This window comes from Alkalihalobacillus sp. AL-G (genome assembly GCF_030643805.1).
Classification (GTDB): domain Bacteria; phylum Bacillota; class Bacilli; order Bacillales; family Fictibacillaceae; genus Pseudalkalibacillus.
In genome coordinates, this window is sequence record NZ_CP094656.1 from 3,012,741 (window position 1) to 3,033,721 (window position 20,981).

Consider the following 20,981-nt stretch of genomic DNA (forward strand, 5'->3'; position numbering starts at 1 on the left):
ATCATCATATTTTATCATTTTTCGCCAAAATCCATGTGCTTTCGCCCATCTTCATAACTACTATAATACCATGTATACTCATTTTTTTAACTACATTTTTCAAAAAATTGATAAAAACTTTCCTGAATCTTGAAAACTTTCCTTTGAGGAGGTAGGCTATGGTATTATTCGACGGACATGTCCATACCCCGTATTGTCCACACGGAACGAAAGATGCACTTCACAGATATGTTGAGAAAGCCATACAATTAGGTTTTAAAGGGCTCACCTTTACCGAGCATGCTCCATTACCAGAATCATTTGTTGATCCCACTCCAAATCAAGATAGCGGAATGAATCTTGGCCAACTTGAAGAATATTTAATAGACATCCGTAACCTTAAAAAACAATATGAAAATGAATTTATGATCTTCGCTGGACTTGAAATCGATTATATTGAGGGCTTTGAAGAAGAATCAATCAATTTCCTCGATCAGTATGGAAAAGAGTTAGACGACAGTATTTTATCCGTACATTTCTTAAAGGCACAGGATGGCTATCATTGCCTGGATTACAGCCCGGAAGCATTCGAACAATTATTACGAGTCCATGGGAATGTCGAATCCGTTTATGAGTTGTATTATCAAACGCTACAGAAGTCTATTCTTGTTGATTTGGGAGCATATAAACCGAAACGAATCGGCCACATCACTCTCGTCATGAAGTTTAGAAAAAGATTCCCAAATCCGAACATTAATAAGATGGCCATTCAATCTATACTTAGATCCATCGCTGAACATGAAATGCAGCTAGACTATAATGGTTCGGGTGTGGCGAAGCCTTTATGTGGGGAGCCTTATCCACCTGATTGGGTAATCGATGAATCTCTACATTACAAAATACCACTTGTATACGGGTCGGATGCTCATCAAGCTAAAGAAATGGGGCGTGGCCTTAACCGTTTGAAAAAAAATGCACCACTCGTGCGACCAGTTTAGGTTACTTTATCGGTAGCTTAACTTATTTTTTATATTCAATCATGTTTTACATGAAAGTTTCTGTGAATTTTGTTATGATAGGACTAATTTTCTGAATGGTGAGGGGGGATTCATCGTGTTTAACGTCGGTGCATACAAAGGAACACGAGAAGAAAACTATCAAATGGTCATCAAACAGCTCAATGCTTTGCTTGAAGGAGAAACGGATCAAATTGCAAACCTTGCAAATGCTTCTGCACTACTAAATACGTTCCTTGAGGACGTCAACTGGGTCGGTTTTTATTTACAGCGCGGAAACGAGCTTGTCCTCGGACCGTTCCAAGGGCTTCCGGCATGTGTGCGAATTAAAGTTGGCAAAGGGGTTTGTGGTACTGCGGTTAAGGAATTAAAGACGATGCGAATTAAAGATGTTCATCAATTCCCCGGACATATCGCGTGTGATTCAGCTTCACGATCTGAAATCGTTGTTCCGATTCATAAGAACGGGAAAACAATCGGGGTTCTTGACATCGACAGTCCGTCTACATCCCGCTTTGATGAAGTTGATCAGAAGTATCTTGAGCAATTCGTCGAAGTTTTGACAACTTACCTATAAAAAAATGGGATTAGGCACACTCCTGTTTAGTGGAGGCAATCTGATCCCATTTTTTATTAAGACTATACATATTTGATGACTTCAAGCGCCTGCTCTAGGTCTTCCCAAATATCCTCCTTCGATTCAAGTCCTACTGAAATACGAATCAAGTTATCCGTTATCCCCATTTTTGTTCTGGATTCTTCTGGTACAACAGCATGTGTCATAGTTGCCGGGTGTTGAATTAATGTCTCAGCATCACCAAGGCTGACCGCAATCTTTAATAGCTGTAATGTATTGATCAGCTTTTGGGCATCCTCTTTTCCACCATTGATTGTAAAGCTGATCACCCCACCGGGACGCGTCATTTGTTTTTGGGCAATATAATAGTCGGAGGACTCATCATTACCCGGGTAAAATACATGTTCAACTGATGGATGTGCCTTTAGGGCATTCGCTATATAAATGGCATTGTCACAATGACGATCCATACGGACCGGCAGTGTCTTCAATCCTCTAAGCAACAGCCATGCATCAAAGGGGGACATTACTCCACCAATATCTTTTTGCGTTGTCGAAGCAAGCATATCTATCGTATCTGAATCACTGACAACCAAGCCTGCAACGACATCCCCATGACCGCCGATATATTTCGTTGCACTATGAATAACGATATGGCAACCAAGTGATAACGGACGTTGAATGTAAGGTGTGCAAAACGTATTGTCGACAACGACCATAATGTTATGGCGTGCTGCTACTTGACTAACCATCTCTAAATCAACAAGTGTCATTGTAGGATTGATCGGCGTCTCGATAAAAATGACTTGTGTATTTGGACGGATGTGAGTCTCGATGACTTCAGGATCAGACATATCGATAAGGTCATGATCAATATCAAACTTGTCCTTCATCATCCGTAATAGCCCGAATGTACAGCCGTACACACCTTGCGAACAAAGAATATGGTCTTGCGATCGTGTTAAACCGAGTAGCACCGCAGATACCGCAGCCATCCCAGAACCGAATGCAAGTCCTTTCTCTCCACCTTCCAATACGGCAATCCGTTCCTCTAGCATTTTTACAGTAGGGTTCCCGAGTCTTGAATAAATGTATCCATCCTGATCGCCAGCAAATCGCTGTTCTCCCGTTTCAGCATCAGGGAAAACAAATGTTGATGTTGAATAGATGGGTGGAGCAAGGGATCCGTGATGCTGTTCTGATGAATATCCGGTATGAATGACTTGTGTTTCAAATCTTCTATCTTTCTTCATCTCTCTAACCACTCCTTAATCCATGTAAGCGCTTTCTGGTTTTATCGTATCATAATTGGATCAGATTTTGTCATACATTATATACCAGAATACGTTTAATTGTACTCTCCATACACATTCACTTGACTTTCACTTGTCGACGTTATACACTATTCTTTGTGTAAATGAAGACAGCCAAGTGAATTCATGTGAGCTCTCTCATTATGTTCCTTATAATTGCGGCTGATTGTAAGTAAGGTACATCACGTAGCTTCCCGCTGTCGAAGTGAAGGTGTATGAAAACATAATGGACACGTGAACGATCACACCGGCACTGTTTTTTGACACAATCAAAAATAGTGAAGGAGGAGCTATTTTATGGCTCGTTATACTGGACCAAAATGGAAAATATCTCGTCGATTAGGGATCTCACTGAGTGGGACTGGGAAGGAATTAGAAAAACGCCCTTACGCACCAGGACAACACGGTGCTAACCAACGCAGAAAGATCTCTGAATATGGACTTCAGCTTCAAGAGAAGCAAAAGCTTCGTCACATGTATGGAGTAAATGAACGACAATTCCGCCGTTTGTTTGATGATGCTGGTAAGATGGGCGGAATCCACGGTGAACAATTCATGGTTCTTCTTGAATCACGTCTTGATAACATCGTATATCGCTTAGGACTTGCTCGTACGCGTCGTCAAGCTCGTCAATTGGTAAACCACGGTCACGTGACTGTTGACGGAAAACGTGTAGACATTCCATCTTATCGTTTGGCACTTGGTCAAGTTGTTGGTCTTCGTGAAAAATCTAGCAACCTTGACATCGTTAAGGAAGCACTTGAAGCAAGCAACTTCGTACCTGAGTACCTAACATTTGATGAAAATAAGCTTGAAGGAACGTACACTCGTTACCCTGAGCGTTCTGAACTTCCTGCTGAGATTACAGAAGCACTTATCGTCGAATACTACTCACGTTAATACAAACGTAAACAGGAGACTGACATTTTTGTCAGTCTCTTTTTTTATTTAAAAAAGGATGACGAGCAATTTACTGTTGCTTTGTGCCATCCTTTTCATAAATGGATTCTTGCTCTATTTATTAATTTTCATGAATTTCCGCTTACCGACTTGAACGATCATATCCTTTTCGATATGCACCTGAAGCTGGACATCATTTACTTTCTCCTGGTTAAGTTTTACGCCGCCGTTTTGAATCATGCGTCTTGCTTCCCCTTTTGAGTTCAGTAAACCGAGCTCGACGATCAAGTCCACGATCCACACTTCATCTTCACCGCTCCAATCATGCTCAGGTATGTCGTCAGGAAGATCTCCTTTTTGGAAAACCGTTTTAAAATGCTGTTCCGCTGCATCCGCTTCTTCTTTTCCGTGATACATCAGGACGAACTCTTTTGCAAGCTTCACCTTCAAATCACGCGGATGAAGCGTACCCTTTTCAAATCCTTCTTCCATTGAACGAATTTCGTCGATCGGAACCGATGTAGCTAGTTCATAGTATTTAAACATGAGGTCATCTGGTATCGACATCGATTTACCAAAGATCTCGTTAGGATGTTCATCAATCCCAATGTAGTTGTTTAGCGACTTAGACATCTTTCGGACTCCATCGAGTCCTTCGATCAATGGCAGCATCATCGCAACCTGCTTTTCTTTTCCGAATTCGTCCTGCAATTGACGTCCCATCAACAAGTTGAATTTTTGATCTGTTCCTCCAAGCTCGATATCAGTTTCCAATGCGACTGAATCGTACCCTTGCATTAGCGGATAGAAAAATTCATGGACCGAAATCGGCTGATTAGATTTGTATCGCTTTTCAAAATCATCACGTTCCAACATACGCGCCACCGTAACTTTACCAGCCAGCTCAAGCACATCAGCGAAATTCAATACTGATAACCACTTTGAATTGAAATGCACTTCCGTTTTTTCCATGTCGATGATCTTTCCGAATTGCTGGAAGTATGTTTTTGCATTCTCCTTAATTTCATAATCCGTCAGTTGCTTTCTTGTTTCAGATTTTCCTGTTGGGTCACCGATTCTGCCTGTGAAGTCTCCGATCAATAATTGAATTTCATGGCCTAGCTCCTGGAATTGCCTTAGCTTATGAAGCGGAACAGTATGTCCGACATGGACATCAGGTGCAGATGGATCGAGACCGAGTTTTACTTTTAAAGGTGTGTTCGTCCGAATTGACTTTTCGAGTTTTCTTTTTAAATCATCCTCAGGAACGACTTCGATAATACCTCTTCTTAAAATCGATAGCTGGCGTTCCACCTCTTCCATCTGTTCAGTTGTTAACGTATGTTCAGTCGTCATTTTTAACATTCTCCTTTCAAGTTCTTAAAGTAGATGTTCAAAAAAGAAGATCAAAAGAGCCGGAATCTCTGAAGTTCAACTAAGTACGTTACGTCCTGCGCCTGTGGTTACTCGGCGCAGAATCACACAGATGTATACAAGTACATAGTCTTGTAACAACGTTGAACTGACTCACATCCTGTGAGCCCGAGGCACGACAGTCTGCTCGAGGAAGGCTACTCACTTGAAGGCATCGCTGCTGCCTTGTACCGAGGAAGCTTTCATCGATAGCATCGACTAGTTAGACGCAGGTACACAATGAATACATCGATGAAATCAATACTTCCTTGTAATACATGAGGACCGGAGAGACCGAGTAACGAAGAAATTCGACAGCTATTTTTACCGGACTTTTTGAACAACCTCTTTAACATAAAAAAACGCTCCTTAATCTATTAAGGAACGTTCTAAACGCGGTACCATCCTTTTTGAGGCAATGATCTGCCTCCGCTTGTTTTCAATAACGGCTATGTAACCGCCTTTTGCACGTATTGTTCCTGGCAAAAGGTGCTCGAGGGTGTAATTCACAAGTTTCCTATGCACTGGTTTGCACCAACCACCAGCTCTCTTCAATCAGGGAGGAAAATGTTACTGGGCTCCTGTCCACGCATTTCATTATTTATTTTAGGATTTGTATTGTTCTTCTTATTTACCACATCTTTAAATTCCCTGTCAACTTTTCTACTAATTGTTTTGAATGAAATTGATAGAAAACCTATTCCACTACTTGTGGATATGCTATAATGAAAATTGGAAAATTAGGGGGGTATGATCATGAAATACATATCCACTTTCATGGATAAAGTGAAGAATTTCATGAAGGTTTTAGACGAAAAAAACGTCTTTAAAATAAGCCGGATTACCGGTAAGGTCATGTGGAATCTGTTCTTAATATTCATCGTGCTAGGAGTAGCGGGAGGATTTTTTGCAACCGGGGTTGGTGCAGGATATTTTGCTTCTCTTGTAAAAGATGAACCCATTCGAAGCTATGATGAGATGAGAACCGATATTTACAATTACACAGAGACGAGTAAAATCTACTTTAACGATGGAACATTACTTGGGAATCTTCGTTCGGATGTCATTCGCCAAGAGGTAGACATAAAGGATATTTCACCACATATCAAAAATGCGGTGATCGCTACGGAGGATCAGTATTTCAATGAACATAAAGGTATTGTTCCAAAAGCGATTGCTCGTGCTATTTTTCAAGAAGTGACAGGAGCTGCTGTTCAAACTGGTGGTAGTACACTGACACAACAGCTTGTTAAAAATCAAATCTTGACGAATGAGGTTTCTTTCGATCGGAAAGCGAAGGAAATGCTGCTTGCGTTACGGCTTGAGCGTTATTTTGACAAAGATGAGATTCTAGAAGCTTACTTGAATGTCGTCCCATTCGGCCGAAACGCATCCGGTCGCAATATTGCTGGAATACAAGCCGCTGCCCAAGGGATATTCGGCGTGGATGCCAAGGATTTGAACTTGCCGCAAGCAGCTTATATTGCCGGGCTTCCTCAAAGTCCATTTGGCTATACACCGTTTACGAATGGAGGCGGATTGAAGGAAGATCTTCAACCTGGACTCGATCGGATGAAAACCGTTTTATCGAGAATGAATGATGCAGGTTATATAAGCGATCAAAAGTATAAAAAAGCAATAGCCTATGATGTGACAAAAGACTTTGCGAAAAATACGCCAAGTCCGTTTGAAGCATATCCGTGGTTGACAATGGAGATTGAACGACGCGCAACGGACATCATGAAAGTCCAGCTGGCGAAGGAAGATGGGAAAAAGTATTCTGAATTGACTCCAACGGAAAAGGAAAGCTATAACAATGCAGCTGATCTCGTATTACGGAAGGAAGGCTTTAAAATCCATACGACAATCCACAAGAAAATACATGATGGATTCCAGCATGCAAAGGCACAAGTACCCTATGGACCGAACCGAATCGAACCATCAACTGGTCAAGAGGAAATCGAAGACATAGGTGCAATGCTGATGGATAATAAGACCGGTGCAATACTCGCCTTTGTCGGTGGTCGGGATTATCAACAAGAAAACCTGAACCATGCGACTCAAGCCGTACGTCAAAATGGTTCAACGATGAAGCCGCTGCTTGTATACGCACCTGCAATGGAAATGGGGATCATTCAACCAGGATCGATCATTCCAGATACAAAGTTCACCTATTACGGTGGGCCATCACCGTGGCCAGTTACAAACTACGGATTTGGCTATCACGGGCTTGTAACTGCCCGGAAAGCGTTACAGTGGTCTTATAACATACCAGCTGCGAGAACTTATGTGAAAATGGACCCGCTAAGAGCAACAGAAAACCTTTTTGAGATGGGTTTTACGACCATTCTTGAAGAAGAAAGATACAACCGTGCCCTTTCGCTCGGTGGCGCAACCAATGGGGTAACCGTCGAAGAAACCACAAATGCATTTTCAACATTTGCAAATGGCGGTCAATTCAAGGATGCGTTTATGATTGAAAGGATCGTTTCAAAAAATGGCGATGTCTTATTTGAACATAAATCAAAGCCGGTGGAAGTCTTTTCTCCGCAAACATCGTATTTAACATACGATATGCTGAGAACAGTATTCAACAGTGGAACAGGTGCAAGTGCAAATTCATTTTTAAAATTCAATTCTGACTGGGCCGGAAAAACCGGGACATCCCAGAAAACGCGTGATGCTTGGTTTATGGCTACGAATCCGAATGTCACACTCGGCTTGTGGATGGGTTACGATACACCTAAGACACTCTCTGATAGCCATCACGGCTCACATACAAGACGGAGTATCCGAATATGGGCAGCACTTGCAAATGCAGCCTATGATGTTAATCCAGAATTGATGGATCCAAGCGGTAGAATTCCGCGTCCGGGTGGTATTACGACGGCATCCTTCTGTGCGATTTCTGGAAAATTGCCATCTGAATTGTGTAAAGAAGCTGGACTCGTTAGAACAGACCTCTTCAATGTCAAATTCTTGCCGAAAGAAGAAGACGATAGTCTCCAACGCGTCAATTACGTTGTCAATTCTGAAGGTGATAAGTTCAAGGCATTAGAAGGAACTCCTAAAGCATTTACTGCTGAAGGAATTATGATTAAGGAAGATTATTTTGAAGATATCGATCTTGAGGACATCATCCAAGACGATTGGGAGAATATCATTGGTGAAGATGAACTAAAAGATAACGGAAAAGCGCCTGGTGCTGTTTCTATTAAGAAAAGCGGGGCTGCCCTTACTTGGGGAGCATCTGGAGAAAATGATGTAGTGGGTTATCGAATTTACCGCGCTGCGAACGGTACGACTGACTTTAAGGCGATAGGTCAGGTAGTTGGCGGTAATGAAACCAGCTTCAAGATCTCTGGTGGAAACTTCACCTACATCGTGCGTGCTGTGGATATAGCCGGGAAAGAATCCGCGAACAGTAATTCTGTAAAAGTTGGCGAGGATCCACCTCCACCGGATGAGGGTAAGCCGGACGAACCGGGTGATCCGCCTCCTGGAGAAGGTGAACCTGACGAACCAGTTGAACCACCTCTTCCGCCACCGCCAAAAGAGGAAGAAGGAACACAAACTGAATCGAACCAGGAGTAAAAATGACCTGAGTGGAGCGAAAAAAGCTCCCTCAGGCCTTTTTTTATTCAGATTTGATCATAAAAAAAAGAGCTACATTGAGTTATTTGCTGGTTATCTGAACTTCTAAACCAGATTACAGCTGTTCATTTTAGAAGCCGCCTTATTATTTCGGCCACGGATCCAAATATTTCGGCCACTGAATCCGATAATTCGGCCCCACATAGTAATAAGGTCCCGATCCCACGCACCATTTCAGCCACAATTCGTTAATGCTATCATCGATTTTAAGCATATAAAAACGGGATGACTCGCTCAAAGGAGTCATCCCGCTCTCTATTAATATTGTTTAGTCTTCCATCGTTGATAAGTCTCCAGTTGGAAGGTCAAGCTCCCAGGCCTTCAAGACACGGCGCATGATCTTACCGCTCCTTGTTTTTGGAAGCTTATCCTTAAACTCAATTTCCCTAGGTGCTGCATGTGCAGCGAGTCCTTTTTTCACAAATGTACGAATTTCTTCCTTCAATTCGTCACTAACTTCATAACCCGTTCGCAACGAAATGAAAGCTTTGATGATTTCTCCTCGAACAGGATCAGGTTTACCGATGACACCTGCTTCTGCAATCGCAGGGTGTTCAACGAGCTTACTCTCAACCTCGAAAGGTCCTACACGTTCCCCAGAGGTCATGATCACATCGTCAATCCTGCCCTGGAACCAGAAGTAACCATCCTCATCCATATATGCGGAGTCACCCGAGATATACCAATCTCCGATAGAGAAATAGGATTCGTACTTTTCAGGTCGATTCCAAATTGCCCGCATCATCGAAGGCCATCCTTTTTTGATTGCAAGGTTACCCATTCGATACGGCGGAACTTCATTACCTTGGTCATCAACAATCGCAGCCTCAATTCCAGGAAACGGCTTCCCCATCGATCCAGGTTTAATTTCCATTGATGGATAATTGCTGATAATCTGTGCACCTGTTTCGGTCATCCACCAGTTATCATGGATTCGTCGATCAAACACCCTCGATCCCCAACGTACGACCTCTGGATTTAACGGTTCCCCAACACTAAGCACATGACGAAGACAGGATAAATCGAATCTCTTCACAACCTCTTCGCCAGCTCCCATCAACATACGGAACGCAGTCGGAGCGCTGTACCATATTGTAACACCGTATTTCTCGATCGTTGAATACCAATCCTCTGGACTAAAACGGCCACCGCGGATTACATTCGATACTCCGTTTAACCATGGCGCAAATATTCCGTATGATGTTCCGGTAACCCAACCAGGATCAGCCGTACACCAATACACATCATCATCCTTCATGTCGAGTACCCATTTACCAGTTTGATAATGCTGGATCATAGAATTATGGACATGGAGAACTCCTTTTGGTTTCCCAGTCGATCCAGAAGTATAATGAAGAATCATTCCATCCTCACGATCCATCCATTCAATATCAAGATGTTTACTTGCCTTCTCCATCCTGCTGTAATAATCTGCATAAACGTCGTCCTCTTCTACATTTTCACTTACGAGTACAACGTGTTTTAGTGCAGGTAATTCCGAGACAGGTACACGGTCAAGCAATTCTGGAGTCGTAACAAGGACGCTTGCTTCACTGTCCTCCAGTCGATCACGAACGGCCCCTTCCATGAACGCTTCAAAAAGAGGACCAACGATCGCTCCTACCTTTAGTGCACCAAGCAATACAAAGTACAATTCTGGAGAACGAGGCATGAAAATAAATACACGATCCCCTTTTTCAACATCTAAGTCTTTTAGTAGATTTCCTGCCTGGTTCGAATACTCTTTCATTTCTTTGAATGTATACTTTTCATCACGTATGGCATCGGAGAAATAAAGAGCAACCTGATTCTTTTTTGCAGTCTCTGCAAACCGGTCAATCGCTTCATACGCCATATTGACCCGACCCGTTTTAGACCAAGTGAAATTCTTCTCTACCTCTGACCAGTCAAACGATCCATAGGCAGCCTCATAATTTTCCAGGTTAAAATCACCTTTAATAACCGGAAGCGCTTCTACTTTCATAGTCCACATCTCCCCTTTATCTAATAATATGTGTTCAAAAAAGAGGATAAAAAGAGCCGAATATCTGAAGTTCAACCGTTACGTCCTGCGCCTGCGGTTACTCGGCGCAAAACCACACAGATGTATAACAAGTGCGTAGTCTTGTAACAAGGTTGAACTGACTCACATCCTGTTAGCCTGAGGCGGGATAGTCTCGAGGAAGGCTACTTACTTGAAAACATCCTCGTTACCTTGCACCGAGGATGCTTTCTTCGTTAGCATATCCTTGCAAACGCAGGTGCACAATGATTGTTCATCTGTTGTAGCTCCTACCTCATTGTAATACATGAAGACCGGAGAGACCGACCAACGAAGAAATTCGACAGCTGTTTTAATCGGACTTTTTGAACAACCTCTAAATTGAATTACTATTAGTATAGCATAAAATTGACTATTCTCAATTTTTAAAACAGTTGGTAAAATTTCGATTGAAAGCCCTTACATTAAGTCGGATTCATGTATAATAGAGATAGAGTTTAGCATTGGTGGTGAAAACAATCTTAAAACATACGAAAATTTATAACGCGAAAACACTGAACACACCTAAGGGAAAACTTATACTCGAAGGTCCAATTAAAGCAACCGCTCTTGCCGGGTATGAATTTCATGACCATTTAACTGCATTCCGCCCCCCTTCTGAGCAACATAAAGCTCTTATTGAAATTGCGGGATTACCAGAAGGAAGAATTATTATAGCAAGAAACCAGTCAACGATTGTTGGATACGTAACCTATGTATATCCCGACCCACTGGAACGCTGGTCTCAAGGAAATATGGAGAACCTTCTTGAATTAGGTGCAATTGAAATCATTCCTGAATTCAGAAACTTTAAAGTTGGTAAGAATTTATTGAACGTATCAATGATGGATGATGCAATGGAAGACTATATAATCATAACTACTGAATATTACTGGCATTGGGATTTAAAAGGAACCGGTCTTTCAGTTTGGGATTATCGTAAAGTAATGGAAAAAATGATGAACGCAGGCGGTTTGGAATGGTTTGCAACAGATGATCCGGAAATTAGTTCACATCCGGCAAACTGTTTAATGGCCAGAATCGGAAAACGGGTCGATCGTGAATCAATACAGCAGTTTGATCAGCTCCGTTTTCAGAACCGTTTTATGTATTAAAAGTTCAAAAGTCCGGTAAAAATAGCTGTCGCATTTCTTCGTTACTCGGTCTCTTCGGTCCTCATTTATTACAAGGAAGTATTGATTTCATCGATGTACATTCATTGTGTACCTTTGTCTAACTAGTCGATGCTATCGATGAAAGCTTCCTCGGTACAAGGCAGCAGCGATGCCTTCAAGTGAGTAGCCTTCCTCGAGACTGTTGTGCCTCGGACTCACAGGATGTGAGTCGGTTCAACGTTGTTACAAGACTATGTACTTGTATACATCTGTGTGGTTTTGCGCCGAATAACCGCAGGTGCAGGACGTAACGTACTTAGTTGAACTTCAGAAATCTCGGCTCTTTTTATCCTCCTTTTTGAACCTACATTATTAGGGAGGTGAAGGGAATTGAAAGTTGAAGCGATGATGAATCGTAAAGTGGTTACTGTATCAGAAAAAGCTACAATTGAAGAAGGTAAACAACAAATGAAACAACATCGCATTCGCCACCTTCCAGTTGTGGATGACGATCTTAAGCTAATCGGAATCGTCTCCGACCGCGACCTGATCGAGTGGAAGAACACAGGAAATGAATCCGATCCTGCTTCTGCACTTATCGAATCGGTAATGACTCGCAACGTGATAACAGCACACCCCCGAGAATTTATTGAGGAGCTATTATCAATTTTTTACGATGAACGAATCGGCTGTATTCCAGTCGTAGAAGATCAACACGTTGTCGGAATCATTACAGAGAGGGACATGCTTTATACGTTGATCCAGTTGACAGGTGCTCACCAGCCTAGTTCACAAATTGAGGTAAGCGTTGATAATATTGCTGGTAAGCTTGCAGAAGTAACAGCTGTGATTAAAAAACATCACGTGAACATTACAAGCGTTCTCGTTTATCCTGGAGAAATAGAATTGACGAAGGTACTCGTACTACGCGTTCAGACGATGAATCCCAAAGTGATCATTGAAAGCTTGCGGGCCGAAGGATACAACGTGTTATGGCCTGCAGTCCCCGGAGAACGACTATGACCCGACCTGTTTTTGTGTATTCAGACGAATTGTTAGACTATAAATTCAGTAACAAACACCCTTTCAATCCACTTAGACTGAAATTAACTTATGAACTATTGAAGGATGCTGGTATTCTTCCTGACGAGCAGATCGTAAAACCGAGAAAAGCAACCGATGAGGAGATCGCTCTTATCCATAGCGAGGAATACATTAATGCTGTTAAACAGGCTGGAAAAGGTATTCTCCCTGAAACACAGGCTTCAAGCTATGGACTAAATACAGAGGATACTCCGACTTTTCCGAATATGCACGAAGCGAGTGCATGGCTGGTAGGAGGAACCCTTACTGCAGTTGAAAATGTATTCGAACGGAGCGCAAAGCAAGCCCTCAGCCTTGGTGGTGGGCTCCATCACGGTTTTCGCGGTAAAGCATCCGGATTTTGCATTTATAATGACAGCTCCATCGCAATTGAGTATATGAAGCAAAAATACAATGCGCGTGTCTTGTACATTGATACAGATGCACACCATGGAGATGGTGTACAGTGGGCTTTTTATGATGATCCAAATGTTTGTACGTTTTCGGTACATGAAACGGGACGATATTTATTCCCTGGTACGGGTAATGTATCTGAAAAAGGTGCAGGTAAAGGCTATGGACTGTCGTTTAACATTCCTTTGGATGCATTTACAGAGGACGATTCCTGGATTCCGATTTTAGAGGTAGCGATCGATGAAATTGCGCGATATTTCAAGCCTGACGTGATCATTAGTCAAAACGGAGTAGATGCCCATTACTGGGACCCATTAACTCATTTATCAGCAACTATGAAATCGTATAAGACAATTCCTCAGATTGTAAAAAAGGCAGCGATTCAGCATGCAAAAGGAAGATGGATTGCCGTTGGTGGAGGAGGCTATGATATTTGGCGTGTTGTCCCTCGTGCATGGTCTTTATTATGGGCGGAAATGAATGGCATCGACCTCAATGGACCTCTTCCGAAGGCATGGCTTGTTAAGTGGCAATCACGTACCTCATTGGAACTGCCGCAATCATGGGAGGATCCAGATGCACTTTACTCACCTATTCCAAGAAAAAAGGAAATTTGCGAGAAGAACCATCTTATGCTAACACGCGCACTTCAGCATATCCGCAATGAGCGACGATCGGTATAAATTAAAGGTGGGAGGTGCTTAACCTCCCATCTTCATCTTATTTCGTTGAATCCCGTAACTGGATTCTGTGTGGTAAAACCACTGTGCGTTCACTAACGGTTTCATTGTTCATAAACTTTGTCAATAGGCGCATTGCTACAGCACCGATATCATACATTGGTTGAACGACAGTAGTCAAAGTGGGACGAACCATCGAAGCAAGCCTCGTATTATCAAAGCCTATTACTTCAATATCCTCTGGAACATGGACCCCTTTATCCTGCATTCCATGAATAACGCCAAGAGCCATTTCATCAGTACCAACAAAAACAGCTGAAGGCTTTTCTTTTAACTGTAAAAACTTTTCTGCCGCTTCAAGTCCTGAATCATACGTGTAATCACCAATGAACACATGATCCTCGTTAAGCTCAAAATTCGCATTTTCCAGGGCAGTTCTGTAACCAGAAAATTTATGATAGCCGTTGATCGGGTCTTCAAGTGGTCCAGACACCATTCCGATGGAGGTATGACCACGTTCAATCAACAATTGAATCGCATCTCGAGCCGCTTCTTGATAGTTGATATTAACCGTTGGAATCTCCTCATCAGGTGAAACGGTAGCTGCAAGGACAATCGGTACAGGAGAGCTCTTGAATTCTTCAACATGCTCTTCGGTTATTTTTCCACCCATAAATACGATTCCGTCTACTTGTTTTCCTAAAAGTGTATTCAGAAGATGGATTTCCTTCTCCTTGTTTTGATCTGAATTACAAAGGATAATGTTGTATTTATACATCGTTGCGATATCTTCAATACCTCGAGCAAGCTCAGCAAAAAAGATACTGGATATATCCGGAATGATCACTCCGACTGTGGTTGTTTTCTTGCTTGCAAGCCCTCGAGCCACTGCGTTTGGACGATATCCAAGTCGTTCAATGGCATCAAGCACTTTTTTTCGGGTAGCTGGTTTAACATTCGGGTTTCCATTTACGACACGCGAAACGGTAGCCATTGATACCCCTGCTTCACGCGCAACATCATATATAGTTGTATTACTGTTCATAACGGCCTCCTTCTTCAGTGCGTTGTCGTTTAATCCGCATTACTTTCTTTTATTTTATTGTATCCTATCTTACGCATTTTCTACTATTCACCTAAAGAAAACTTGATAAAGCCAAGCCTTGACGTAGGCTAAACAAGGCTTGAATTCGTTTCTCTAAGCTTTTCAACAAATTCATTAAATTGGTTGATATCCATCTGCTGAGCAGCATCCGATAAAGCAACTGCTGGATCTGGATGAACCTCTGCCATAACTCCGTCAGCACCAATTGCAAGTGAAGCTTTTGCAGTCGGCAATAAAAGATCCCGTCTTCCCGTTGAATGGGTTACATCTACAAAAACCGGAAGATGTGTCTCCTGTTTAAGGATTGGAACTGCGGAGATGTCCAGGGTGTTTCGTGTTGCATTTTCATAAGTGCGGATCCCACGTTCACAGAGAATGATTCGGCCGTTTCCTTTTGACATGATATATTCTGCAGCATTCATGAATTCAGAGATCGTCGCTGCTAATCCTCTCTTTAAGAGAACAGGCTTATTTCCTTTCCCTGCTTCCTTTAAAAGCTCGAAGTTATGCATGTTACGTGCGCCGATTTGGATCACATCAACATATTCAATCGCCTCTTCAAGATCTGCTGGATTTACAATTTCACTTACAACGGCAAGGTCATGCTTTTTTGCTACTTCCTTCAGGATTTTCAGCCCTTCCATACCTAGCCCTTGAAAATCATATGGGGAAGTGCGGGGTTTAAATGCTCCTCCTCGTAAGAGCTTTACACCTTGCTTTTTCACTGCTTCGGCAACCGAATCCACCTGGTCATAGGATTCAACAGCGCAAGGACCTGAAATAATTCGTTGCTTCCCATCGCCGATCGTCTCACCTAGTACATCGATAATGGAGTTCTCAGGCTGATTTTTTCTAGAGACGAGCAAGGTTCTGCTATGATCATCCTCCTGCAGCTCTAGTCCAGCCTTGAAAATTTGTTTAAATAAATGATGAAGGGTAGGCGTTTCGAATGGACCTTGATTGTGTTCTGCTATCATATCGAGCATGATTCGTTCACGAACCGGTTCGAAGCGATTTATTCCTTGCTTCTTTTTAACATGACCGATTTCCTGCACAATTTCTGCTCGCTTATTTAAAAGCTCAACCAATTCCAAATTGATGTGATCGATTTGTTTACGTAGCCGATCTAATTCTTGATTGCTCATATTTTCACTTCCTAGGACAAAAAAATAATCTACACGAATAATACTTTATTCTATTTCTAGTTTAGTCTACCATATCCGCTCCGTCCACTATTGACTTTCGAGTAATAAAGAAAACGTCAAAAAAAAAACTCGACGATTGCCGAGCCTTTAGGCGAAAGCAGAGTCGTAGCTGCGCTTATACTATAGAAAGTATTTTATCTACTTTCTTAACGTGGAAAAAAGGATGACTCGATTGAGCCAACCCCTTCCTATGTTGAGCTATTCATTTTTTGATTGATCTCTTCTAAAGCGGAGTACGTGATTTTCCAGTGCGAATCGTGATGAAGTACCTGGTCATTCGAAATCAGAAAAAGCTGAGGAGATTCGTGTTTGACCTTAAAGTGTTCGGCGATCCGATTAGATAATTCTCGTGAGTCTTGTACATTCAGGAAATATACAGGTGAATTCGGATGATCCTCTGAGAAATGCTCAACCTCTTCGAATGCCGATTGACTAATTGGACATGTTGTACTGTTCTTCAGGAAATAAAATGGTTGATTTCCATCGATGGAAGTGAATTCTCCCCATGTTGATATTTTTTTCATTGATTATTTTGTCTCAGATGGCTGATGTTTTTGTCCAAGGTTGGGTTCAATCGTATTGAGTTCCTCGTTCGCAGTTTGCATTGCGTCTTCTATTGCATCAGCTTTTCCGTCATTGTATTCTTCTTCTAATTCGTTTAAGTCCGTGTCTTTGTTTTTCCACTTGTTAAAATCATCCCGTACATTCGTCGAAAAATCCTTCACACGTGATGCTGCTTGATTGGTTTGATCGTTGACATTCTGTGCAAGAGTTGATGACTTTTCTTTTGCAAGCGTCGCAACCTCATTACTTTTATCCTTAATAACGATGGCTTGTTCATTCAAATCGGTTCGAAGTTCTTTCCCTGATTTAGGAGCAAGCAAAAGAGCGGTCGCTGCACCAACGATTCCACCTATAAGTGACCCGATCAGAAAATCCTTCGTATCGATTGATGATGACTCTTTTTTATCTGTCTGTTGAGTAGTCATACTATCGTCCTCCTCTATTTTATTAATTTGATGTCTCTTCTATTTTTCTGTTCTTGCGCTTCCACTTTTCCCATACATCCAAAACTGCATTACTCCATTGAAGGACCTGTGTTACCGTTTCAGACTGCCGTTCCCCTTCCCTAGCAATACGGCCGGATACCGTCTTAACGGAATGACTGACATTGGAAATACTATCCCCAATATCTTTTACACCATTAAATACAGAATTGAGTGATTCTGATTTTTGCTGAACATCCTCTGCAAGTCGATTGGTTTTATGTAAGAGCTCTGTGGTTTCCTTCGTCACACCATCCAGTTGCTTTTCAAGACCATCGAGTGTATGCGCAACGTTGGTCAGGGTATGCTGAAGGGACTTTAATGTTCTCGAAATAAAAACGACCAGTACAGTGAATGCTATTGCGATAAGTGCAACACTTAAATACAAGATTATTTCCATGTTTTTCACCACCTCCTGTATAGTATAACTTTTCCCATTTGAGCTATTCATTAAACCATGTATCTACTATAGAGAAATTCTCTGTAGTCCATTCACAATCCTGCTATCTTTTAGCCTAAATAAAAGAAATAGCTGCCTTGACTGTTTTCTTAGTATAAAACTTGGGCGAGCTTCATCAAGTGTTGTAGAATAGATAGTGGGACGAAATTGACTAGGTTGTCGAAGTTCTTAAATCTTGAAAGGAGAGGAAGAAATTGAGAGACCCAAGAATCCAAAGTCTTGCCAATAACATTATTACATATTCGGTTAGCCTTCAGCCAGGGGAAAAGGTATTAATCGAAAACACAGGTTATCAAAAGGAGCTTGTGAACGCTTTAGTTGAGGAGGCTCATAAAGCTGGAGGTCATCCTTACGTAACGCTTAAAGATGAAACGACACAACGAGCATTATTAATGGATGCAACTGAGGAACAGCTGGAAGCACAAGGACGGTTTGAAAAAGCAATCATGAAGGAGATGGATGCTTATGTAGCGATCCGTTCTGGAGATAATATTTCTGAGCTTTCAGATGTTCCTTCTGAAAAAATGGCGATGTATCAAAATAAAGTATATACACCCGTACATCGTACCATTCGGATCCCGAAAACGAAGTGGACTGTTTTGCGATATCCAAACTCCGCAATGGCGCAGCTCGCCGATATGAGTTCTCCGGCATTTGAAGACCTTTATTTTAATGTGTGTAACCTGGATTACAGTAACATGCTTGAAGCTATGAAACCACTCGCAGACTTGATGGACCGTACAGATATTGTGCACATTAAAGGACCAGGAACGGACTTGAAATTCTCGATAAAGGATATCCCATCGAACAAATCTGCAGGCCATCACAACCTGCCAGATGGTGAAGTCTACACAGCACCTGTACGCGAGTCTGTTAACGGTATAATTACGTATAATGCTCCTTCCCCATATCAAGGCTTTGTATTTGAAAACATCAGTCTTACGTTCAAGGATGGAAAGGTCATTGAAGCGACTGCAAATGATTCCGAACGGATTAATAAAGTACTCGATACGGATGAAGGAGCACGTTACATTGGGGAGTTCGCAATCGGTGTGAACCCTTATATCCAAAATCCGATGCAGGATATATTATTTGACGAAAAGATCGATGGCAGCTTCCACTTCACTCCAGGGCAATGCTACGATCAGGCGTTCAATGGCAATAATTCTGACATCCATTGGGATATGGTTTGCATCCAACGGCCCGAATACGGTGGCGGTGAAATCTACTTTGATGGTGTACTCATTCGAAAAGACGGCCGCTTTATTTTACCAGAACTTGAAGCACTGAACCCCGAAAACCTAAAATAGAGCTGGAAAAAGGATGCTGTTTCCCTTGTTTTGGGGGATAGCATCCTTTATTTTTGGATTGATATGAAAAAAGCTCTATTTAAAGTTCCGAAGCCCATTTGTGTGGTACGGTGTCATTACATTAGCTCGATTAACTGCGAACTCTGAGAATTAACTGCGGAATCACGAAAACTGACCTGTCATCGTCACCGATTTCAGGTCAGTTTTTATTCTCATCTATGATGCGAGCTTACTTTCATATGCCCTTTGAAACTTCTGAATATCACCAGCACCCATAAACAGTAAAACACTGTTTGTATGCTCTGATAAACAGTCAATTGAATCTTCACTAATGATTACCGAATTCGGTATACGCTCTTGAAGGTTTTCAATACGCAAATCACCGGCATTTTCCCTCGCTGATCCGAATATATCGCACAAATATACCGAATCTGCTTGACTTAAGCTATCAGCAAATTCGTTTAAAAAGGTTTGGGTTCGCGTGAACGTATGCGGTTGAAATATCGCGACTACTTCTTTTTCAGGATACTTTTGCTTCGCTGATTCGATCGTCGCCTTAATTTCTGTCGGGTGATGTGCATAGTCATCGATAAGTACTTGTTGTCCCACTACTTTTTCCGTAAAACGACGCTTAACGCCTTTAAACGTTTTCAATTGTTGTTGAATAATGCTTACCTCGACCTCTTCATAATGACAGAGTGCAATAACAGCCAAAGCATTTAGAACGTTGTGCTTTCCATACCCTGGAATAGTGAACGTTTCATAAAACGCATTGCGGACAAACACATCAAATGTTGTTCCTTCAGGACTTACTTGGGTGTTCCCTGCCTGAAAGTCATTATTTTCATTCATCCCATAAAAAAGCATCGGAACCTTTGCTTGCATTTGTTGTAAATAAGGGTCATCACCACAAGCAATTATCCCTTTTTGAACCTGTAATGCCATAGATTGAAATGCATCAAATACATCATTTACATCTTTAAAATAATCTGGATGATCGAAATCGATATTCGTCATGATCGCATAACTTGGTTCGTATGAAAGAAAATGACGACGATACTCGCAAGCTTCAAATACGAAATACTCACTATCTTCCATCCCTTTACCAGACCCATCTCCAATTAAATAAGAAGTCGGACTGGCCGCTTTCAAAACATGTGCCAATAACCCTGTGGTTGAGGTTTTCCCATGTGAACCGGTTACTGCCACACTTGTGAAATTCTTAATAAATTCACCAAGAAAATGATGATATCGGTAAATTGGCAGTCCCAATTCCGTTGCTTTTGCGATTTCCTTATGTTCATCCGGAAAAGCGTTACCCGCAATAATCACCTGATCTGCTTGAACATTTTCTGTATCAAAAGAGAGTATTGGTATATTTCGTTCTTCCAAGGCTTGTTGGGTAAAGATATTTTTTTCGATATCGGACCCTTGTACGTGATAGTTCATGTCATGCAGGATTTGTGCTAAAGGGCTCATACCAGTCCCTTTAATACCAACAAAATGGTATGTTGTCATAAAACGAACCTCCAACTAGTCTGGAATCGCTGCACATAAATTTGATTTTATTATATGCGTGAATCGTATACTTGGGGCTTGTTGCCCTCTAATCATTCTTAATTACGTGAAAAACGAAAAATTCCCTTAATAGATATTGGTCCAAAAAGGAG

Annotated in this window: 17 protein-coding genes and 1 other annotated feature; of the genes, 8 read left to right on the forward strand and 9 right to left on the reverse strand. The window is 41.8% G+C overall.

Features of this window, described 5'->3' with window-relative positions; all coding sequences use genetic code 11:
- Nucleotides 1-158 precede the first annotated feature (158 nt).
- Both hisJ and MOJ78_RS15410 read left to right on the forward strand, forming a co-directional pair.
- Nucleotides 159-977, forward strand: coding sequence for a histidinol-phosphatase HisJ (hisJ, locus tag MOJ78_RS15405; protein WP_304978219.1), 819 nt, complete (start codon nt 159-161; stop codon nt 975-977).
- Between the two features lie 115 nt (nt 978-1,092).
- Nucleotides 1,093-1,572 (forward strand): GAF domain-containing protein, encoded by a 480-nt coding sequence (locus MOJ78_RS15410; RefSeq protein WP_304978220.1) that lies wholly within the window; start codon nt 1,093-1,095, stop codon nt 1,570-1,572.
- Between the two features lie 62 nt (nt 1,573-1,634).
- Here MOJ78_RS15410 and megL read toward each other — a convergent pair whose 3' ends face one another.
- Nucleotides 1,635-2,825, reverse strand: a complete 1,191-nt coding sequence (gene megL / locus MOJ78_RS15415; protein ID WP_304978221.1) for a methionine gamma-lyase — start codon at nt 2,823-2,825, stop codon at nt 1,635-1,637.
- A 357-nt stretch (nt 2,826-3,182) separates the two neighbouring features.
- Between megL and rpsD the strand changes: the two genes are divergently transcribed.
- Entirely contained in the window at nt 3,183-3,785 is a 603-nt protein-coding gene (gene rpsD / locus MOJ78_RS15420) for a 30S ribosomal protein S4 (protein ID WP_304978222.1), read from the forward strand.
- Nucleotides 3,786-3,899: 114 nt separating this feature from the next.
- Here the strand turns inward: rpsD and tyrS are convergent, their stop codons facing one another.
- On the reverse strand, nt 3,900-5,141 hold the full coding sequence (gene tyrS, locus MOJ78_RS15425; protein ID WP_304978223.1) for a tyrosine--tRNA ligase: 1,242 nt from the start codon (nt 5,139-5,141) through the stop codon (nt 3,900-3,902).
- Nucleotides 5,142-5,575: 434 nt separating this feature from the next.
- Nucleotides 5,576-5,795 (reverse strand) — a binding site (T-box leader).
- 159 nt (nt 5,796-5,954) lie between these two features.
- On the opposite strand from tyrS, the gene MOJ78_RS15430 reads away from it, so the two are divergent.
- The gene (locus tag MOJ78_RS15430; RefSeq protein WP_304978224.1) at nt 5,955-8,792 is read left to right on the forward strand and encodes a transglycosylase domain-containing protein; all 2,838 of its coding nucleotides are present in this window, start codon (nt 5,955-5,957) and stop codon (nt 8,790-8,792) included.
- 328 nt (nt 8,793-9,120) lie between these two features.
- Here the strand turns inward: MOJ78_RS15430 and acsA are convergent, their stop codons facing one another.
- The gene (gene acsA / locus MOJ78_RS15435; RefSeq protein WP_304978225.1) at nt 9,121-10,836 is read right to left on the reverse strand and encodes an acetate--CoA ligase; all 1,716 of its coding nucleotides are present in this window, start codon (nt 10,834-10,836) and stop codon (nt 9,121-9,123) included.
- A 527-nt stretch (nt 10,837-11,363) separates the two neighbouring features.
- Between acsA and MOJ78_RS15440 the strand changes: the two genes are divergently transcribed.
- The 3 genes from MOJ78_RS15440 (at nt 11,364) to MOJ78_RS15450 (ending at nt 14,188) form a co-directional block, all read left to right on the forward strand.
- Nucleotides 11,364-12,008, forward strand: coding sequence for a GNAT family N-acetyltransferase (locus MOJ78_RS15440; protein WP_304981276.1), 645 nt, complete (start codon nt 11,364-11,366; stop codon nt 12,006-12,008).
- Nucleotides 12,009-12,398: 390 nt separating this feature from the next.
- Nucleotides 12,399-13,031 (forward strand): acetoin utilization AcuB family protein, encoded by a 633-nt coding sequence (locus MOJ78_RS15445; protein WP_304978226.1) that lies wholly within the window; start codon nt 12,399-12,401, stop codon nt 13,029-13,031.
- A complete protein-coding gene (locus MOJ78_RS15450; protein ID WP_304978227.1) occupies nt 13,028-14,188 on the forward strand; it encodes an acetoin utilization protein AcuC in 1,161 nt (386 codons plus the stop codon). Before MOJ78_RS15445 ends, MOJ78_RS15450 begins: the two co-directional genes overlap by 4 nt.
- Before the next feature lie 37 nt (nt 14,189-14,225).
- Here MOJ78_RS15450 and ccpA read toward each other — a convergent pair whose 3' ends face one another.
- The 5 genes from ccpA to MOJ78_RS15475 form a co-directional block, all read right to left on the reverse strand.
- Complete coding sequence (gene ccpA, locus MOJ78_RS15455) at nt 14,226-15,230, reverse strand: catabolite control protein A (protein ID WP_304978228.1); 1,005 nt, start codon at nt 15,228-15,230, stop codon at nt 14,226-14,228.
- A 128-nt stretch (nt 15,231-15,358) separates the two neighbouring features.
- Nucleotides 15,359-16,435, reverse strand: coding sequence for a bifunctional 3-deoxy-7-phosphoheptulonate synthase/chorismate mutase (locus tag MOJ78_RS15460; protein ID WP_304978229.1), 1,077 nt, complete (start codon nt 16,433-16,435; stop codon nt 15,359-15,361).
- Nucleotides 16,436-16,683: 248 nt separating this feature from the next.
- Nucleotides 16,684-17,019 carry a bacillithiol system redox-active protein YtxJ gene (gene ytxJ, locus MOJ78_RS15465; protein ID WP_304978230.1) on the reverse strand — a complete coding sequence of 112 codons (336 nt, stop codon included), beginning with the start codon at nt 17,017-17,019 and terminating at the stop codon, nt 16,684-16,686.
- Between the two features lie 3 nt (nt 17,020-17,022).
- Complete coding sequence (locus MOJ78_RS15470; protein ID WP_304978231.1) at nt 17,023-17,484, reverse strand: YtxH domain-containing protein; 462 nt, start codon at nt 17,482-17,484, stop codon at nt 17,023-17,025.
- Between the two features lie 22 nt (nt 17,485-17,506).
- The gene (locus tag MOJ78_RS15475; protein ID WP_304978232.1) at nt 17,507-17,941 is read right to left on the reverse strand and encodes a DUF948 domain-containing protein; all 435 of its coding nucleotides are present in this window, start codon (nt 17,939-17,941) and stop codon (nt 17,507-17,509) included.
- A 254-nt stretch (nt 17,942-18,195) separates the two neighbouring features.
- On the opposite strand from MOJ78_RS15475, the gene MOJ78_RS15480 reads away from it, so the two are divergent.
- Nucleotides 18,196-19,311, forward strand: a complete 1,116-nt coding sequence (locus tag MOJ78_RS15480) for an aminopeptidase (protein WP_304978233.1) — start codon at nt 18,196-18,198, stop codon at nt 19,309-19,311.
- Between the two features lie 216 nt (nt 19,312-19,527).
- On the opposite strand, the gene murC is transcribed toward MOJ78_RS15480, so the two are convergent.
- Entirely contained in the window at nt 19,528-20,829 is a 1,302-nt protein-coding gene (murC, locus tag MOJ78_RS15485) for a UDP-N-acetylmuramate--L-alanine ligase (RefSeq protein ID WP_304978234.1), read from the reverse strand.
- Between the last annotated feature and the right edge of the window lie 152 nt (nt 20,830-20,981).

What these genes read in the sequence shown, in the direction of transcription:
- hisJ (WP_304978219.1), top strand. Translation starts at nt 159, where the DNA reads ATGGTATTATTCGACGGACATGTCCATACCCCGTATTGTCCACACGGA.
- megL (WP_304978221.1), bottom strand. Translation starts at nt 2,825, where the DNA reads ATGAAGAAAGATAGAAGATTTGAAACACAAGTCATTCATACCGGATAT.
- rpsD (WP_304978222.1), top strand. Translation starts at nt 3,183, where the DNA reads ATGGCTCGTTATACTGGACCAAAATGGAAAATATCTCGTCGATTAGGG.
- tyrS (WP_304978223.1), bottom strand. Translation starts at nt 5,141, where the DNA reads ATGACGACTGAACATACGTTAACAACTGAACAGATGGAAGAGGTGGAA.
- MOJ78_RS15430 (WP_304978224.1), top strand. Translation starts at nt 5,955, where the DNA reads ATGAAATACATATCCACTTTCATGGATAAAGTGAAGAATTTCATGAAG.
- acsA (WP_304978225.1), bottom strand. Translation starts at nt 10,836, where the DNA reads ATGAAAGTAGAAGCGCTTCCGGTTATTAAAGGTGATTTTAACCTGGAA.
- MOJ78_RS15450 (WP_304978227.1), top strand. Translation starts at nt 13,028, where the DNA reads ATGACCCGACCTGTTTTTGTGTATTCAGACGAATTGTTAGACTATAAA.
- ccpA (WP_304978228.1), bottom strand. Translation starts at nt 15,230, where the DNA reads ATGAACAGTAATACAACTATATATGATGTTGCGCGTGAAGCAGGGGTA.
- MOJ78_RS15460 (WP_304978229.1), bottom strand. Translation starts at nt 16,435, where the DNA reads ATGAGCAATCAAGAATTAGATCGGCTACGTAAACAAATCGATCACATC.
- ytxJ (WP_304978230.1), bottom strand. Translation starts at nt 17,019, where the DNA reads ATGAAAAAAATATCAACATGGGGAGAATTCACTTCCATCGATGGAAAT.
- MOJ78_RS15470 (WP_304978231.1), bottom strand. Translation starts at nt 17,484, where the DNA reads ATGACTACTCAACAGACAGATAAAAAAGAGTCATCATCAATCGATACG.
- MOJ78_RS15475 (WP_304978232.1), bottom strand. Translation starts at nt 17,941, where the DNA reads ATGGAAATAATCTTGTATTTAAGTGTTGCACTTATCGCAATAGCATTC.
- murC (WP_304978234.1), bottom strand. Translation starts at nt 20,829, where the DNA reads ATGACAACATACCATTTTGTTGGTATTAAAGGGACTGGTATGAGCCCT.